Here is a 16834-nt window from a genome sequence, read left to right on the forward strand (position 1 = left end):
ATTATTAAGATAAAAAAAAAGTGTAGTTTTTTAAGAACTACACTTCGTGCTACTGTATGCTAAAATTAATCTTCTTTGGCTGCTTTTACATTAACTGCTTTTACAGCAACTATTGTTAATTGTTTATCAGCTGCCTTCTCTTCTTTCAGCGTTTCTTCTAACAGTTTTGCCGCTTCAGTATGACCTAAAGTTTCTGCAAATTGTCGTAACGTTCCGTAAGTAGCAATTTCATAGTGCTCTATTTTTTGACTCGCAGCAATGATGCCAGCGTCACGAACAACACCCAGTTCGGTTTCCTCCATAATTCCTTTACCCTCTTCGATCAAACCAGCCATAGCATCACATTTTTTTGCAGTTGGCTTTTGATCCATCAGTTCAAAAACTTTTTCTAAACGCGTTACTTGTTCTTCCGTTTCGGTTAAATGTTTTTCTAATGAAGAAATCAAATCCTTATTGGTCGCATTTTTTATCATTTTTGGAATGGCTTTCGTCAATGCTTTTTCTGCCCAATAAATATCTTTCAACCCATCTTCAAACAATTCTGTTAAACCAGAAGCTGCGTCTGATTTCGCCTTTATTGTACCAGTTTTAGTTGCTGCTTTTTTAGTGTCTTTCTCTGTCTTTTTTTCTGCGGTCTTTTCTGTATTTTTCATAATATGTGTGTTTTAAAATAATTAACATACTCAAAATTAAGAGGATACGACACTAAAAAATTATATTATTTTTAATTAATTTTCTATTATATTCACATTATGCAATTGGGTATTAAAAGCACACAACAAAAAAAAGGCTAAAATCGTACATGATTTTAGCCTTTTTTCAATAAGACGTTGCAGTACTTTATTGCTTAGTAAAAACCAAGCAAACTGGTGAGCATAGGTCTATATTATTGTTAGTATTTGTTAGTTTTCCAGTGGCGCTATCCCTTTTAAAAATAACTACATTGTTAGTGTATTGATGCCCAACTAATACAAATTTTCCTGTTGGATCTATTGCAAAATTACGAGGTCCTTTACCACCTGTGCTAATGCGTTCAACAAATGCTAACTTTCCTTTTTTCCCTATTTTAAAAACAGAAATGTCATTTGCTTCTCCCCTATTGGTTACATATAAAAATTTACCGTCAGGAGAAGTGTGAATGTCAGCAGAAGCGCCTTCTTGACTTGCATTCTTATCCAAAATTGTAGTGACGTCCAGTTGTTTAAGGGACCCTTTTTTATAACAAAAAGTCGTTAAACTTCCGTCCATCTCGCTCACTAAATACACATTTTTACCATTCTCGCTAAAGGTAAGGTGTCTTGGTCCTGTACCCGCTTTTACAGAAATAGCACTTTTTAAAGTTAAAATTTCTGATTCAGAATCGCGATTATATTTATAAACGAATATTTTATCTAAACCTAAATCATTCACTAAAACATATTTTTTATCGGGAGAAAAATGCACCATATGAACGTGAGGTGAATCTTGGCGTCCTACAATAGATCCTTTTCCAGTGTGCTGAACTATTTGTTTAGCCTCAGAAATTCCGTTAGCCGTTGTTTTAAAGACTGAAATATTTCCGCCAGAATAGTTGGCAGCGATTACGTTTTTTCCGTCGTTAATAATGTAGCAAGGATCACCACCTTTAGCACTTTCTTTATTTAAAAAATTTAATTGGCCCGATTGTGCATCGTACCCAAAAGCACTAATGGTGCTCTCATCTCCTATTTCGTTTACAGAGTACACAAATTTATTATCGGGAGAAACGGTCAAATAACTCGCATTAGCAGTTTTCTCGCTTTCATTCTTTTTTGAGAATAAACCAGACTCCGTATCAAATTCATACGTATAAATCCCGTTGCTTTCGCAAGTTGTCGTATAAGTCCCAATTAACAAGTTTAATTTTTGCTGCGCTTGAAGAGAGAATGCAAGTCCGAAAACAAGCATTAAGGCGGGTAATTTTTTCATTTTTTTGTTTTTTAGAGCCGCTAAAATAAACAATATCCAAGAGTTAATTTTTAAATACGTGCCGATTTTAAAAAATATCACAACTTCCTTTAAAACTGTAAACAAATTTGTATTTTTGAGGTTATAAATTCATTAAAATTTTATGATGATGAATTAAATATAGGTAGTAAATGCACTTTAAGAATCCCCAAATTTTATACTTTCTATTGCTGTTGCTCGTGCCTATTTTGGTGCATTTATTTCAATTGCGACGTTTTAAAAAATCTTATTTTACAAACGTTCGATTTCTAAAACAACTTTCTATACAAACTCGTAAAAGCTCCAAAGTAAAAAAGTGGCTATTATTAGGAACACGGTTGTTGCTGCTCCTTTTTTTAATTTTAGCGTTTGCTCAACCTTTTTATGAAGCAAAAGACAGCAAAAATGCATCAAACGAAATGTATATTATTTTAGACAATTCATTTAGCATGCAATCCAAAGGAAAAAAGGGTGAATTACTAAAACGTGCCATACAAGAGTTATTAGAAAACACTCCTGAAAACATAACTTTCTCACTGATTACCAACTCTGAAAGTTTTTGGAACACCGATATTAAATCGGTTCGCAAAGAACTTCAAAGTTTAAAATACAGTGCAGAATCTTTTCAATTAGACAATACGATTACCAAAATACAAGCCCATCAAACTAGCACTAATAAAGATATAATTGTAATTACGGATGCAGTTGGATTGACACAAAAACAAGTAGAAAACAGCAACTTACAACAAGCGACTTATTTTATAATTCCAGAAGCCGAACAAAAAAACAATGTGGCTATCGATAGCGTTTTCATTATTCAAACTTTAGATAATTTTTACGAAATAGGTATTAATTTGTCAGCTTACGGTGAAAACATTTCACCCGTTTCGGTCGCACTATACAATAATGAAAAATTGAGCGCTAAAACAGTGACTAAATTCGATTCATCTAAAAAAAACATTCACTTTACCATTCCGAAAGAAGCTTTTCATGGTTATGTGAGCATCGAAGACAATGGTTTAGCATATGATAATCGCCTGTATTTTAGTATTTCTACAAGAAAGAAAATAGATGTAATTAGTATAGGAAGCCCAGAAAAAAGTAATTTTCTAAGCCGAATTTACACTCCCAATGAATTTAATTTTAGTAATTTCTCTATCGAAAGTCTGAATTACAATTCAATAGAAAATCAAGATCTTATCTTATTGAATGAACTCGACGAAATTCCGCAAGCACTGCAAACCACTCTAAAATCTTTCGTTGAAAAAGGTGGCAATTTAGTTCTTATTCCGTCTCAAAAATCAACTATTACAGGACTCAATTCTTTTCTAGCAACTTTTGGAAAAGTAGTATTTAAAAATGTTGAATCAAACGAGAAACTCATCACAAAGATCAATTTCGATCATCCACTTTTCTCTGGCGTTTTCGAAAGTAAAATTTCTAACTTTCAATATCCAAAAACTAAAAATTCATTTGCATCTTCAAGTGCTTATGCTTCGGTTTTAAGTTATGAAGATCAATCTGTTTTTTTAACCTCTATTATAAAACCTACTTCGGCAGTATCTGTATTTGCGGCAGCTTTAAATACGCAAAACTCCAATTTTCAACAATCGCCACTTATTGTTCCAGTCTTTTATCAGTTGGCACAAAGCACCAATACATCAGGGTTAAATGCATTGAAAATTGGTGACAATCAGCCGTATTTTGTAGAAAAAAAGTTGACTAAAGATGCTCTTTTAGAAGTTAGAGGAAAGGAAGGTCAGTTTATTCCTATTCAGCAAATTTTAAATAATAAGGTAAAATTAACATTTGATGATTTTCCTGAAAAAGCTGGTAATTATAGTATTTTTGATAAAAAGGAATGGATTGAAAACGTAAGTTTTAATTATCCAAGAACTGAAAGTGATTTGAGTCAACGAAATAAAAAATTGCTACGTAAATACAAAACTGCAGATAGCATTTCGACGGTATTTAATACCTTACAAACCGATCGAACCGACAATCAAATTTGGAAATGGTTTGTTATCTTTGCTCTATTATTTTTGTTCGCAGAAATGGCAATCATCAAATTGGTAAAATAATCGTACCCCAACATTAAACAAGCGACGTTATGAATATAATCATCAGAGAAGCTACAATTATCGACTCTACAAGTGAATTTCACCACCAAAAAGTCGATGTACTGATTGAAGATGGTAGTATTGCTCAAATAGGAACTTCTCTTGCTAATGAGGCTAAATTTCAAGAAGTAAATTTAGAGAATTTGCATCTTTCGCAAGGTTGGTTTGACAGCAGTGTTTCGCTTGGTGAACCTGGTTTTGAAGACCGCGAAACCATCACAAACGGTTTGCAAGTTGCTGCTAAAAGCGGTTTCACTTCCATTGCCTTGCAGCCCAACTCGTACCCCATTATCGACAATCAATCCCAAGTCAATTTTGTGCGCAATAAGGCATTGGGTTTTGCTACAGAATTGTTCCCGATTGGTGCTTTGACCAAGTCGAGTGAAGGAAAAGACATGGCCGAATTATACGATATGAAAAATGCTGGAGCAGTAGCTTTTGGTGATTATAATAAAAGTATCGAAAATGCCAATGTCTTGAAAATTGCATTGCAATATGTACAAGATTTTGATGCTTTGGTAATTACTTATCCGCAAGATTCGGACATCAAAGGAAATGGAGTAGTTAATGAGGGAATTGTTTCTACTCGTTTAGGTTTGAAAGGGATTCCAAATTTGGCAGAAGAATTACAAGTTGCCAGAAATTTATTTTTATTAGAATATACGGCTGGAAAATTACACATTCCCACTATTTCCACTGCTAAGTCAGTAGAGCTAATTCGGAAAGCAAAAGCCAAAGGCTTGAGAGTAAGCTGCAGCGCATCGGTACATCATTTGGTTCTAACTGATGAAAAACTTGAAGGTTTTGATACGCGTTACAAAGTATCTCCTCCATTAAGAACGGAAACGGACAGAAAAGGACTGATTGATGGCGTTCTGGACGGGACTATTGATTTGATAACGTCTGATCATAATCCGGTTGACATTGAATATAAGAAAATGGAGTTTGATACCGCCAAAAATGGAACTATTGGCTTAGAAAGTGCTTTTGGTGCTTTACTAACGGTATTACCTTTGGAAATAGTAATTCAAAAATTAACCTTGGGAAAAGCTATTTTCTCTATTGAAAACAATTCGATCAAAAAAGGTTCAAAAGCTAATTTTACTCTTTTTAATCCAGAGGTAGAAAGTACGTTTTCTAAAGCAAACATTCTTTCTAAATCTAAAAATTCTGCTTTTTTAAATACCAAACAACAAGGAACAGTTTACGGTATTTACAATCAAAAACAATTGATTTTAAAATAAATAATAATGACTAGAACTACCGACAGCGGAAAAACGGCTGCCATAACAGCATACATTTTAATAATAGGCGTATTGATCGCAATGTCTATGAATGCAGACGAAAAAAATAAATTTGCTTCGTTTCATATTCGTCAAGCCTTAGGTTTATCACTGACTTTTATTTCTTTTGGAGCGATTATTAGTAATTTTGACAGCTTCATGATCACGTTTCCGATGTGGATTTGTGTATCCGTTTTGTGGGGTTACGGGATCATCACCGCTATAAAGGGAGAGACTACTCCTGTGCCATTGCTGGGAAACATTTTTCAAAAATGGTTTAAGACAATTGGATAATCGGTTGCAAATTTAAGACTAAACTAGCGCAAATTCTCATAACTGTTTAACAGTAGCGTTATCAAAAATGAATACCAAATAATTGAACACTGAATTTTACAACATGAATTTATCCTTAGAATACAAAATACAAGCTCCCAAAGTAGTTTTAGATAAAAATCCATTGATCGTTTTATTACACGGTTACGGCAGCAATGAAGAAGATTTATTCTCGTTTGCAACAGAACTACCAGACACCTATTATGTGGTTTCTGCTCGTGCGCCTTATGACATGCAATTTGGAAGTTATGCTTGGTACGCTATCAATTTTGATGCAGATCAAAATAAGTTTTCTGATAATGAACAAGCTAAAGTGTCTCGTGATACTATTGCTGATTTTATTGATGAACTAATTGCTAACTATCCAATTGATGCCCATAATGTGAGTTTAGTTGGCTTCAGTCAAGGCGCAATTTTAAGTTATGCTGTGGCACTTTCTCATCCAGAAAAAATTCAGAAAGTAGTTGCCATGAGTGGCTACTTTAATGCTGATATTATTGCGGAAGGTTTTGAAAAGAATGATTTTAAAAACCTAAAAATATTCGCTTCACACGGAACCTCTGACCAAGTAGTACCTTTGGAGTGGGCAAGAAAAACTCCTGCTGCTTTAGGGCAATTAAACATCCCGATCACCTATAAAGAATATCCTGTTGGCCATGGTGTGGCACCTCAAAATTTCTATGACTTTAAGGAGTGGTTATCAAAATAATACGTTTTAATTAATAGAAAAAAGTCCGTCTCAAAGCAATTTTGAGACGGACTTTTTCTATTAATATGTTAGTTTCTATTATAAGAAAAATTTTATTTTTGATACAACATTGTCTGATTTACTTCAAAAGATATCGTTTCATCAGTATTTACAAAATATTTCAACAGTACTTCTCCCCAAAACTCACCATTACTGTACTCTGCAATAATCCAACGGTGATTTAATATTTTTATCTTATTGATGATAAATTTATTTGGTCCCATTTTATCTTGTCCAGTGTACGGATTTCCATTTGCTTCTGCGTTGTAATCCAGTAATTTTTCTGTTACATAGGGAATCAATTTTTCGTAAGCGATTATTTTATCTCCTTTTCCAGATTCGAAATAATTTTGTGCGTTTTCATTTTTTTCCAATGAAAAATAATTTGCTTCGATCAATTGCGTTTCAACTAAATTGATACTATCACGTAATTTTTTGGTCGTCTTTTCATACCGTTCTTGTTCAAATTTTACTTCTTTACTAAAGAACATATAAGTAAAAACATTCATTAAAAGTGCAACTATAAAAAGATATAGCATTAAAGATTTTTTCATTGTAAAAATAATTATAGAGTAATTTCTAGATTGTCGTAGGCCAAAAACACATTTTCGGGAAGCTTCTTTGCTATTTCTTCATGAAAACCTAATAGGTGACTAATATGCGTCAAATATGCTTTTTCTGGTTGCACCAAATTTATAAAATCTAGCGCTTCTTGCAAATTAAAATGCGTATTATGTGGCTCAATGCGCAATGCATTTATAACGAGCACTTTTAAATTATTTAGTTTCTTTATTTCTTCGACTGCAATGGTTTTTACATCTGTTAGATAGGCAAAATCGTCAATTCGGTAACCAAACACCTGCAGATCGCCGTGCATTACATTTATCGGAATAGCTGTTTTATTTCCCACAACAAATGGAGCATCATTTACCACTTCAATCGTATCAACAGCAGGTGCTCCTGGATATCTGTTGACAGTTTCGAAAACGTAATCAAAGCGTTTCTTTAAGTTATCAATTACGCGCTGATGTGCATAAACAGGAATTGGTCCTTGACGGAAGTTAAACGGACGTATATCATCTAATCCTGCCGTATGATCTGCATGTTCGTGTGTAAATAAAATCGCATCCAGGCGCTTGCATTCGCAGGCTAACATTTGCTGTCTAAAATCTGGTCCACAATCAATTACAAACGAATAGTCTTCCCAAGTAATGCAAATAGAGACTCTGAGTCGTTTATCTTTGGAGTCAGCACTCTTACAAACAGGATGATCAACCCCGATAATTGGAATACCTTGTGAAGTTCCTGTGCCTAAAAAATATACCTTCAACTTACTTTGTTTTTTACAAAAATAGCATTATTTCTCTTTCATTAGAACCCTAATTTACTAACTTTGCATCAAATTAGCCATATTTAGAACAAATGGGTACAGAAATAAAACTCAAAGGTGACAGAGTCATCGAGAAGATACCATCAATAAAAGACAAAGCACTTCGCATAAATTTAAATGAACACATTTACGGAACTTTTGCCGAAATTGGAGCGGGACAGGAAACTGTTAGGCACTTTTTTAGATCGGGAGGTTCTTCTGGTACCATCGCAAAAGCAATGTCAGCTTACGATAAAGATTTTAGTGATGCTGTTTATGGCATCGAAAAAGACGGTCGTTATGTTACAGAGAGTCGATTAAAAAAAATGCTTTCGCATGAAGTGAATTTAATTGAACAACGGTTGAGCAGAGAAAAACATCCCAACAAAATGTTTTTTAGTTATGCTAATACAGTTGCAACTATCGATTTTGCAAAGCAATATAAAGGACACGGCTGGGTAGGAATTAGTTACCAAATTGAACCCGATGAAGCCTACAACGAGATTATTCTGCACATTCGTTTTAAAGAAACAGATGCCAAATTACAACAAGAGACTTTGGGTACGTTAGGTGTTAATTTAATTTACGGTGCTTTTTACAAATACAATGATCCGAAACGTTTGTTGCGTTATTTGTATGATCATTTAGATAAAGATCAATTAGAAATTGATACTATTAATTTTTCTGGACCTCGTTTTGCAGACGTAGACAATCGCTTGATGAGTTTGCAATTGGTTAAAAACGGAATGACAGATGCGGTAATGTTTAATCCGGATGGAAAAAACATCTTGCCAGCTGCTATCTTATACAAAAAAAATATATTGGCTTTACGAGGTAGTTTTAGACCTGTAACTAAAGTAAACATGGACATGTATGAGAAATCACTGCGCATGTTTGAAAAAGAAAATAAAGTTGACAAAGACAATACTCTAGTAATTTTTGAAATTACCTTGTCCAATCTTCGTTCTGATGGAGAGATTGATGAGCGTGACTTTATGGACAGAGCTGAACTTTTATGTTCGCTGGGACAGACGGTTATGATATCGAATTTCCAGGAATATTATAAAGTGGTTGAATATTTTGCTAACTATACTAAAGCACGTATGGGCTTAGCCATGGGAGTCAATAATTTAGTTGATATTTTTGACGAAAAATATTACCGTCATTTAAGTGGTGGAATTCTAGAAGCTTTCGGGAAATTATTTTATCGTGATATGAAGGTGTTTTTATACCCGATGTTAGACGAAAATGGCGTTTTGATGGATTCAAACAACTTAAAAGTGCACCCAAGAATGAAAGAGTTATATAAATTCTTTAAATTCAACGGTAAAGTAATTGATGTCGTAGATTATGATCCAGAAAACTTGTCAGTATTCTCTCGTGAGGTTTTAAAAATGATCAGTCAAGGTACTCCAGGATGGGAACCAATGCTTCCTTTAGGAATTGCAGAAATTATAAAAGAGCATCACTTGTTTGGTTACGAGCCCGCAAATGTATTGCAATAAGTTCTTTTTTAAATATAAAAAAAGCCAGATAAAATATACTATTTATCTGGCTTTTTCAATTTAATCAATCTTTTATTTTAATAGCTGCGCACTATGTTCTTTAGTTTTTACCTTGGTAATGATGTCTTCTATAATTCCGTTTTCATCGATTACAAAAGTCGTTCTATGAATACCATCATATTCTTTTCCCATAAACTTTTTTGGTCCCCAAACTCCAAAGGCTTCAATAACCGACTTGTTTTCATCAGCCAATAAATTATATGGCAGTTTTTGCTTGGTTTTAAAATTTGCTTGCGCTTTAGCCGAATCAGCGCTGACGCCCAACAGTTGATAATTTTGATCCGTAAATCTTTCAAAATTGTCTCTTAAGTCACAAGCTTCTGCTGTGCAACCTGGCGTACTTGCTTTTGGATAGAAAAAAACAATTAATTTTTTACCGCCATAATCGCTAAGCGTATGTGCGAGTCCATCTTGATCAATTCCCTCAAAATTGGGCGCTTTATCTCCTATTTTTAATGTTGTCATAATAATTGCTTTTTTTTTAATCGACAATACGACTGCTGCTTGTCGCTACAGAATTAGGCACATCCTAAATTTTATTCTATTTTTACACTCATAAATTTACGGAAATGAATAAGGAAGAACGGGTATCATTTGTTATAAATACGTTAAAAGAGTTATATCCTACAATACCCGTTCCTTTGGATCATAAAGATCCGTATACTTTATTGATTGCAGTTTTACTTTCTGCGCAGTGCACCGATGTTCGCGTGAACAAGATTACACCGCTGCTATTTGCTAAAGCAGATAATCCGTACGACATGATCAAAATGTCGGTCGAAGAAATTAAAGAAATTATTCGCCCTTGTGGTTTATCTCCAATGAAGTCCAAAGGAATTCATGGCCTTTCTCATATTTTAATTGACAAACATGGCGGACAAGTGCCGCAAAGTTTTGAAGCACTTGAAGCTTTACCGGCTGTCGGACATAAAACAGCTGGTGTAGTGATGTCTCAAGCTTTTGGGATCCCTGCTTTTCCAGTAGATACGCACATCCACCGATTAATGCACCGATGGAATCTTTCTAACGGAAAAAATGTAGTGCAAACCGAAAAAGACGCCAAACGTCTGTTTCCTAAAGAAATTTGGAATGACTTGCATTTACAAATTATTTGGTACGGACGTGAATATTCTCCCGCGCGAGCGTGGAATTTAGAAAAAGACATTATTACGGCAACAGTTGGTAAAAAATCGTTTCTAAAAGAAGCTACTAAAAATAAGAGTAAGTAGCTCAGTTTGCTTTTTACAAACTTGCTTTCAGCGTATTATAATCTGCTGTCATGTCTAGTGATCGGTATACTCCTAGCAAAAATTTCGTAACCTCTTCGTTTTTTGGCTCAATAACTAATGCTTTTTTAAGGTAAGGAATGGTGCTTTTAACCAATTCGTCTTTCTTTGCATTTAATACATCGTATTCTTGCATTTCTTTTGGAGAATTACCCAAATTAGCCATTTCATCCATCAAAACTTTTTTCAGTTGTAATTTTGAGTAGGCCATGTTAATATAGCAGTCAATGCATTTAGGATTCAATCGAATAGATTCATCATAATACATTTGTGCTTTAGGATAATCGTTTCGTTCCAGATAAGCGTAAGCAAGGCTATACGTAACTTCGGCTTGCTTGCTTGGTGGAGATTCATTTCGAGGTTTTTCATATAATCCCGCCAGAATATTGGACTCTCTCGCGGCTAGCGAAATAAATGCACTCTCTTCTTTTGTTTTCTTATTAGTTGCGTAAAAAAGAACACCTTTTCCGGTATAGTTGATTTTTCTTAACTCATCGTAATACTTAATTGCAGAAGTAAAATCTTTACCTGTTAATGCTGCACCTGCCGCGTTTAACAGATTCAATGTATCCTTTTTATCAAACAAATAAACTTTGTAACTCTTCTCTGCGCTTTCATTAAATTTACCCTGCTTGTAATCTAACATCGCACCATCGACTAAAGTAGATTTCATCTCCTTCAGTGCAATATTTGCCTTAAAAGCATATTTATATTTTCGAGAATCATTTTCGTACAAAAGTACGTCTTGGTAAGCTCCTGATGCCAAGGCGAAATTTTCAGCTGCATCTATATTTTTACTCGCCAAATCTTTATAAATATTACCCTTTAAAAAATAAAAATCAGACTTTTCTTCAAGCGAAGCGTTTACAATCATGTAATCAATCTTTTTTACGATTGCCAAAGATTCTTTAAGATTTCCTTTATCGTAAAGAGATTGCGCTTCTTTAATTTGATCTTTCTGTGCATGTAAACCAACACCAATAAATAATAAAAGTAATAGTAGAGTAAAGTTTTTTTCCATTTCTAAGAGAGTTTGGTTGTTATAATATTTGGTTTTCTTCTAAAAGGTGTTCATTAAACATTCGTGTTAAGAAGACAATTCGCGATTGCTATATTTTAGATTTATTTATGATTCTATCACTGTAAAGAAAAATAGCCTTTTGTATAAAAATGTAATTTAATAGTACACTATTATTAATTAAATTCCGATTAAATCATCTAAATAGTTAATAAAAAGAGTAATTGATATTAATTAACGCAAAATCCAAATTAAATTAAAATTAAATAATTTTCACTTAAATCTTACAATTGTTAAAGTATTCGTTATATTTTTAACTAAAATAGAAATAATTATCCAATAACAAAAACCTTAATACAAAAAAAAACTTACCGTATGTATTAGTAATACAAATAGTAAGTTCCTTTTCAACCAAATCGACCTTTTGGTTTTCTTAAAATGTCTTTAAAATCGAGCTACTCTAGAGAATTTTTAGTTCACTACGATCTCGAAATTTCTGCTTTCGACTTTCACAATTGTCAATGCTTTTGAATAATTAAGCAAGAAAGAGATTACTTCCTCTTTTGCCTTCAAATCTTTGTTAACTACTGTTTTTTTAGAGTAAATTTTTGCCATGCTATACAAACGTTTAATTTATATTATAACGTAACAGTAAGCGTATTAGTATTAGTTGGTCAAAATAATTTGATGTTTTTCGATTATCTTTCTAAGATTCATTAATGCGTAACGCATTCGACCTAAAGCAGTATTGATACTAACTCCTGTTAATTCTGAAATTTCCTTAAAGCTCATATCTTGATACATACGCATTACCAAAACCTCTTTTTGATCTTTTGGTAACTCTTCAACGAGTTTCTTTAAATCCAATTCGACCTGATCTAAAATCATTTGATTTTCGATAGTCAACGAATCGTCGGACATAATGGAGAAAATTGAAAATTCTTCGGTTTCGCGATACAAAGGCATTTTTTTATTCTTGCGATAATGATCTACGATCAAATTGTATGAAATACGCATAACCCAAGGTAAAAACTTACCTTCTTCATTATAAGAATTTCCCTTTAATGTTCGGATTACTTTGATGAAAGTATCTTGAAAAATATCGTTGGCAACATCTCTATCATTTACTTTTGAGTAGATAAAACCGAAAATCTTAGATTCGTGTCTTTTAATTAATGCTGTTAAAGCATTTTCGTCTCCGTCGACGTAATTTTTGACCAATAGACCGTCTGGAATGTGCAACTGAGCCATAATACTTACCTTTTAGTTGTTTAAATTTGGGGATATTTCTAAAAAAGTAATTTTATGATATAGGCTCGTGATTTTTTAATTATTAAGTGCTCAAATTTAACACAATTATATTTTAAAACGCAAATTAATACACTTATAAAAGTATTAAAATTAAAAAAAAAAGCAGTCAGATACAATATATCGGAGATTTACCCGATTAGAAAACTCTTAAACATTAAAATTTAACAAAAAAAATCGGAAAATATTTCTAGTAAACTTGCCAATTTTTATTTCCTTCCGCATATCATTCTATCTAATATTGTAGTATAGAGTTAATTTTTAAACAACTTAATCTTTTTATCTAATCGATAAAAAGCTGGTAAATTTAAATTTAAAAAGGTTTGATTTTGGTTTTTTAAAATAAACCTATTCTAGCTAACTCTAAACAAGTGAAAGAGAGATCTTAAATTTTAAGTATAATTGTGTTGCTTTTTCACGAGCATTTTAAGTTTATTTTAATAATTGTACACTTCTAGAGACCGAAAAATCAGCCTAAAATTGCTTACTTTTACATAAATTGAAGAATTTTATGAAAGTTGACTTTTCTAAACTAGATCCCAAGCAAAATATAATAATAAAAGGAGCGGAAGTACATAATCTAAAAAATGTGGATGTCGCCATACCTCGAAATAAACTGGTGGTTATTACTGGTCTTTCGGGCTCCGGAAAATCGAGTTTGGCATTTGATACTTTATATGCCGAAGGACAACGTCGTTATGTAGAAAGTTTATCCTCGTATGCACGTCAGTTTTTGGGTCGTTTAGACAAGCCAAAAGTCGAATATATAAAAGGAATTGCTCCTGCAATTGCGATTGAACAAAAAGTAAATACGACCAACGCGCGTTCTACAGTTGGAACATCAACAGAAATTTACGATTACGTCAAGTTACTTTTTGCTCGAATTGGACGCACTTTTTCGCCAGTTTCTGGTAAAGAGGTAAAGAAGAATACAGTAACTGATGTGGTTAATGACGTTTCAAAATTTGAACTTGATAGTAAATGGTTGCTGCTTGCTCCTATTCATGTCGAGAAAGGGCGAAAATTAGACGAAAAATTAAAAGTTTTGTTGCAGCAAGGTTTTGCCCGAATTTTAATTGACAATGAAACCATTCGCTTGGATGATTTTTTAGCCAATCCAAAAATTAAAAAAAATCAAGAGCTGTTATTAATAGTAGATCGAATCGTTGTTAAAAACGAGGAGGAATTTTTTAATAGATTGGCGGATGCGGTACAAACTGCTTTTTTTGAGGGAAAAGGAATTTGCTATTTGCAAGAATTGAATGGTGCGCACAGACTTTCCTATTCAAATAATTTTGAGCTTGACGGAATTACTTTCTTAGAACCAAATGTTCATTTGTTTAGTTTTAATAATCCGTACGGAGCTTGTCCAAGTTGCGAAGGTTATGGAAATATTATCGGAATTGATGCCGATTTGGTTGTACCTAATACTTCTTTATCGATTTTTGAAAACGCAATTTATACATGGCGCGGCGAAAGTATGGGCTATTATCGCGATCAGTTGGTGAACAACGCATATAAATTTGATTTTCCCATTCACAAACCGTTTTTTGAATTAACGGACAGTCAAAAAGAATTAATTTGGACTGGAAATCAATATTTTGAAGGTTTAAATGATTTCTTCAGAGAACTGGAGGCCAAAAATTACAAAATTCAAAATCGTGTGATGCTTTCTCGCTATCGCGGTAAAACAAAATGTCACGTATGCAAAGGAAAACGACTTCGCGTGGAAGCTTCATATGTGAAAATAAATGAAAAAACTGTTTCTGACTTAGTTGATTTACCAATACGTCATTTGGCAGATTTCTTTAAAAACATCAATTTAGACGAATACGAAAAGCAAATTGCCAAACGCTTACTGCTCGAAATCAACAATCGTTTGTCTTTTTTGACTGAAGTTGGTTTAGATTATTTGACTTTAAATAGAAATTCTTCAACACTTTCTGGTGGAGAATCGCAGCGTATAAACTTAGCCACTTCTCTAGGAAGTAGTTTGGTTGGATCGATGTACATTTTAGATGAGCCAAGTATTGGTTTGCATCCCAAAGATTCTGAACGATTGATAAAAGTTTTGCTGTCTTTACGGGATTTAGGAAACACCGTTATTGTCGTTGAACATGACGAAGACATTATGAAGGCTGCCGATATGATTATTGATATTGGTCCAGAAGCAGGAACATTGGGCGGTCATTTGGTCGCACAAGGCACTTATAAGGAAATATTAAAATCAGATTCATTAACAGCCAAATATTTGAATGGTGCGTTAGAAATTGCAGTTCCTAAAAAACGCAGATCATTTAAAAACTTTATCGAAATTGTTGGCGCAAGAGAAAACAATCTTAAAAACATAGACGTCATTTTTCCGTTGGATGTATTAACGGTTGTTACAGGCGTTTCTGGTAGTGGAAAAAGTACGTTGATCAAACGAATTTTATTTCCAGCGGTACAAAAGAAACTAGAATTGGCTTCGGAAAAACCAGGCCAATTTTCTGAAATAAAAGGTTCTTTTTCGCACATCAAGCATATTGAATACGTCGATCAAAATCCGATTGGCCGCAGTTCTCGTTCCAATCCTGTAACGTATATTAAAGCTTACGATGATATTAGAGATTTATATTCTAAAGAAAAGCTTTCTAAGATTCGGGGTTATTTACCTAAACATTTTTCTTTTAACGTAGACGGCGGTCGTTGCGAGACCTGCAAAGGTGAAGGAACGATTAATGTTGAAATGGTTTTTATGGCCGACGTACAATTGCCATGTGAAACTTGTAATGGCAAACGTTTCAAAAAAGAAATTTTAGAAGTTGCTTTTGAGGGCAAAAACATCAATGACATTTTAACGATGACTATTGATGATGCCATTGCTTTCTTCAAAACAAACAATCAAGCTAAGATTACTCAAAAATTACAACCTTTACAAGATGTTGGTTTGGGCTATGTACAATTGGGTCAATCGTCGTCTACACTTTCTGGTGGTGAGGCACAACGCATAAAATTGGCATCATTTTTAGTCAAAGGAGCTACAAAAGAAAAAGCATTATTTGTGTTTGACGAACCAACGACAGGATTACATTTTCATGATATTAAAAAATTATTAAAATCATTTGATGCTCTGATCGAAAAAGGACATTCGGTAATTGTGATAGAACACAATTTGGACTTGATAAAATGTGCCGATTACATTTTGGATTTAGGTCCAGAAGGCGGTGAAAATGGAGGGTACTTATTAGCTTCTGGAACGCCAGAAGAAATAGTTAAAGTAAAAAAATCAGTTACAGCAAAATATTTGAAAGAGAAGTTATAAAAAAAAGTGTTTTGTTGCTCTAAGCGACAAAACATTTATCTTCAAAAGGAATACCTTCTTCGTCAATCGCTACTAAAATCTTTTTTGGTTTAGAATATTCTAAGGTGAGATACAACCAAGCAACTGACCAAAGACCTAAAGTGAAGATAAAAATAATGAAATTAAAACTGTGATCAATTACTCTTCCTCCTTTAGAAAGAACTGCAAAAAGTAATTCGTCATTGCGTTCCTCTAAAATAAAACCTTTATTAATTTTGTTAGAAATTAAATTAGAAAACAACTGTAAGTCATGTTCTTGTGTAAATTGGTGGCTTTGCATATTCGACGTTTTTTAGTTGTCAAAATTTTAAAAAGCATTAAAAATTCAACACAGCAAAAATACGCCAAAGTCCTACATATATCAATACCCACTTTTGGTGATATTTTGACTCAATATTTTTAAAGCTAACTCAAAAAAAAAAAATCATTAGTTCATAAAGCTAAAAAAACTTATCTTAATAAATATTCTACAGTAAGTTATGCAAACATACAGGAA

Annotated in this window: 16 protein-coding genes; 7 read left to right on the forward strand and 9 right to left on the reverse strand. The window is 33.3% G+C overall.

The annotated features are described in order from the left end of the window. Positions 1 to 65: 65 nt before the first annotated feature. Positions 66 to 653: a ferritin-like domain-containing protein gene (locus AP058_RS04040; RefSeq protein ID WP_066307139.1), complete on the reverse strand. Its 588-nt coding sequence runs from the start codon at positions 651 to 653 to the stop codon at positions 66 to 68. A gap of 187 nt (positions 654 to 840) precedes the next feature. Beyond that, complete coding sequence (locus tag AP058_RS04045; protein WP_066307332.1) at positions 841 to 1947, reverse strand: lactonase family protein; 1107 nt, start codon at positions 1945 to 1947, stop codon at positions 841 to 843. Positions 1948 to 2117: 170 nt separating this feature from the next. Here AP058_RS04045 and AP058_RS04050 point away from each other — a divergent pair, with 170 nt between their 5' ends. From AP058_RS04050 to AP058_RS04065, 4 genes are all read left to right on the forward strand, one after another. Then, positions 2118 to 4046 (forward strand): VWA domain-containing protein, encoded by a 1929-nt coding sequence (locus AP058_RS04050; RefSeq protein ID WP_066307141.1) that lies wholly within the window; start codon positions 2118 to 2120, stop codon positions 4044 to 4046. A gap of 29 nt (positions 4047 to 4075) precedes the next feature. Next, positions 4076 to 5329, forward strand: a complete 1254-nt coding sequence (locus AP058_RS04055; protein WP_066307143.1) for a dihydroorotase family protein — start codon at positions 4076 to 4078, stop codon at positions 5327 to 5329. 6 nt (positions 5330 to 5335) lie between these two features. Continuing rightward, positions 5336 to 5662 carry a hypothetical protein gene (locus AP058_RS04060; RefSeq protein ID WP_066307145.1) on the forward strand — a complete coding sequence of 109 codons (327 nt, stop codon included), beginning with the start codon at positions 5336 to 5338 and terminating at the stop codon, positions 5660 to 5662. Between the two features lie 103 nt (positions 5663 to 5765). Beyond that, positions 5766 to 6410 carry an alpha/beta hydrolase gene (locus AP058_RS04065; protein WP_066307147.1) on the forward strand — a complete coding sequence of 215 codons (645 nt, stop codon included), beginning with the start codon at positions 5766 to 5768 and terminating at the stop codon, positions 6408 to 6410. A 92-nt stretch (positions 6411 to 6502) separates the two neighbouring features. Here the strand turns inward: AP058_RS04065 and AP058_RS04070 are convergent, their stop codons facing one another. Both AP058_RS04070 and AP058_RS04075 read right to left on the reverse strand, forming a co-directional pair. Beyond that, positions 6503 to 7003 (reverse strand): hypothetical protein, encoded by a 501-nt coding sequence (locus AP058_RS04070; RefSeq protein ID WP_066307149.1) that lies wholly within the window; start codon positions 7001 to 7003, stop codon positions 6503 to 6505. 11 nt (positions 7004 to 7014) lie between these two features. Next, positions 7015 to 7779, reverse strand: a complete 765-nt coding sequence (locus tag AP058_RS04075) for an MBL fold metallo-hydrolase (protein WP_066307151.1) — start codon at positions 7777 to 7779, stop codon at positions 7015 to 7017. Positions 7780 to 7871: 92 nt separating this feature from the next. Between AP058_RS04075 and AP058_RS04080 the strand changes: the two genes are divergently transcribed. Continuing rightward, positions 7872 to 9323 (forward strand): TonB-dependent receptor, encoded by a 1452-nt coding sequence (locus AP058_RS04080; RefSeq protein ID WP_066307153.1) that lies wholly within the window; start codon positions 7872 to 7874, stop codon positions 9321 to 9323. A gap of 72 nt (positions 9324 to 9395) precedes the next feature. Here AP058_RS04080 and bcp read toward each other — a convergent pair whose 3' ends face one another. Continuing rightward, the gene (bcp, locus tag AP058_RS04085) at positions 9396 to 9848 is read right to left on the reverse strand and encodes a thioredoxin-dependent thiol peroxidase (RefSeq protein WP_066307333.1); all 453 of its coding nucleotides are present in this window, start codon (positions 9846 to 9848) and stop codon (positions 9396 to 9398) included. Positions 9849 to 9952: 104 nt separating this feature from the next. On the opposite strand from bcp, the gene nth reads away from it, so the two are divergent. Further along, positions 9953 to 10612: an endonuclease III gene (nth, locus tag AP058_RS04090; RefSeq protein ID WP_066307155.1), complete on the forward strand. Its 660-nt coding sequence runs from the start codon at positions 9953 to 9955 to the stop codon at positions 10610 to 10612. 13 nt (positions 10613 to 10625) lie between these two features. Here the strand turns inward: nth and AP058_RS04095 are convergent, their stop codons facing one another. From AP058_RS04095 to AP058_RS04100, 3 genes are all read right to left on the reverse strand, one after another. Continuing rightward, complete coding sequence (locus AP058_RS04095) at positions 10626 to 11690, reverse strand: lipopolysaccharide assembly protein LapB (RefSeq protein WP_066307157.1); 1065 nt, start codon at positions 11688 to 11690, stop codon at positions 10626 to 10628. Between the two features lie 468 nt (positions 11691 to 12158). Beyond that, positions 12159 to 12302, reverse strand: a complete 144-nt coding sequence (locus AP058_RS16975; RefSeq protein ID WP_197413378.1) for a hypothetical protein — start codon at positions 12300 to 12302, stop codon at positions 12159 to 12161. Positions 12303 to 12353: 51 nt separating this feature from the next. Next, a complete protein-coding gene (locus AP058_RS04100) occupies positions 12354 to 12938 on the reverse strand; it encodes an RNA polymerase sigma factor (RefSeq protein WP_066307161.1) in 585 nt (194 codons plus the stop codon). Positions 12939 to 13506: 568 nt separating this feature from the next. Here AP058_RS04100 and uvrA point away from each other — a divergent pair. Next, positions 13507 to 16299, forward strand: a complete 2793-nt coding sequence (gene uvrA / locus AP058_RS04105) for an excinuclease ABC subunit UvrA (protein ID WP_066307163.1) — start codon at positions 13507 to 13509, stop codon at positions 16297 to 16299. A 19-nt stretch (positions 16300 to 16318) separates the two neighbouring features. On the opposite strand, the gene AP058_RS04110 is transcribed toward uvrA, so the two are convergent. Next, complete coding sequence (locus AP058_RS04110; RefSeq protein ID WP_066307168.1) at positions 16319 to 16618, reverse strand: hypothetical protein; 300 nt, start codon at positions 16616 to 16618, stop codon at positions 16319 to 16321. Positions 16619 to 16834: the final 216 nt, after the last annotated feature.

The sequence above is a fragment of the Flavobacterium sp. TAB 87 genome (genome assembly GCF_001529295.1).
Taxonomy (GTDB): Bacteria; Bacteroidota; Bacteroidia; order Flavobacteriales; family Flavobacteriaceae; genus Flavobacterium.

Coding starts and splice junctions, on each gene's coding strand:
- AP058_RS04100 (WP_066307161.1), bottom strand. CDS start 12,938: ATGGCTCAGTTGCACATTCCAGACGGTCTATTGGTCAAAAATTACGTC.
- AP058_RS04110 (WP_066307168.1), bottom strand. CDS start 16,618: ATGCAAAGCCACCAATTTACACAAGAACATGACTTACAGTTGTTTTCT.
- AP058_RS04095 (WP_066307157.1), bottom strand. CDS start 11,690: ATGGAAAAAAACTTTACTCTACTATTACTTTTATTATTTATTGGTGTT.
- AP058_RS16975 (WP_197413378.1), bottom strand. CDS start 12,302: ATGGCAAAAATTTACTCTAAAAAAACAGTAGTTAACAAAGATTTGAAG.
- nth (WP_066307155.1), top strand. CDS start 9,953: ATGAATAAGGAAGAACGGGTATCATTTGTTATAAATACGTTAAAAGAG.
- AP058_RS04055 (WP_066307143.1), top strand. CDS start 4,076: ATGAATATAATCATCAGAGAAGCTACAATTATCGACTCTACAAGTGAA.
- AP058_RS04080 (WP_066307153.1), top strand. CDS start 7,872: ATGGGTACAGAAATAAAACTCAAAGGTGACAGAGTCATCGAGAAGATA.
- AP058_RS04065 (WP_066307147.1), top strand. CDS start 5,766: ATGAATTTATCCTTAGAATACAAAATACAAGCTCCCAAAGTAGTTTTA.
- bcp (WP_066307333.1), bottom strand. CDS start 9,848: ATGACAACATTAAAAATAGGAGATAAAGCGCCCAATTTTGAGGGAATT.
- AP058_RS04045 (WP_066307332.1), bottom strand. CDS start 1,947: ATGAAAAAATTACCCGCCTTAATGCTTGTTTTCGGACTTGCATTCTCT.
- AP058_RS04040 (WP_066307139.1), bottom strand. CDS start 653: ATGAAAAATACAGAAAAGACCGCAGAAAAAAAGACAGAGAAAGACACT.
- AP058_RS04060 (WP_066307145.1), top strand. CDS start 5,336: ATGACTAGAACTACCGACAGCGGAAAAACGGCTGCCATAACAGCATAC.
- AP058_RS04050 (WP_066307141.1), top strand. CDS start 2,118: ATGCACTTTAAGAATCCCCAAATTTTATACTTTCTATTGCTGTTGCTC.
- AP058_RS04070 (WP_066307149.1), bottom strand. CDS start 7,003: ATGAAAAAATCTTTAATGCTATATCTTTTTATAGTTGCACTTTTAATG.
- uvrA (WP_066307163.1), top strand. CDS start 13,507: ATGAAAGTTGACTTTTCTAAACTAGATCCCAAGCAAAATATAATAATA.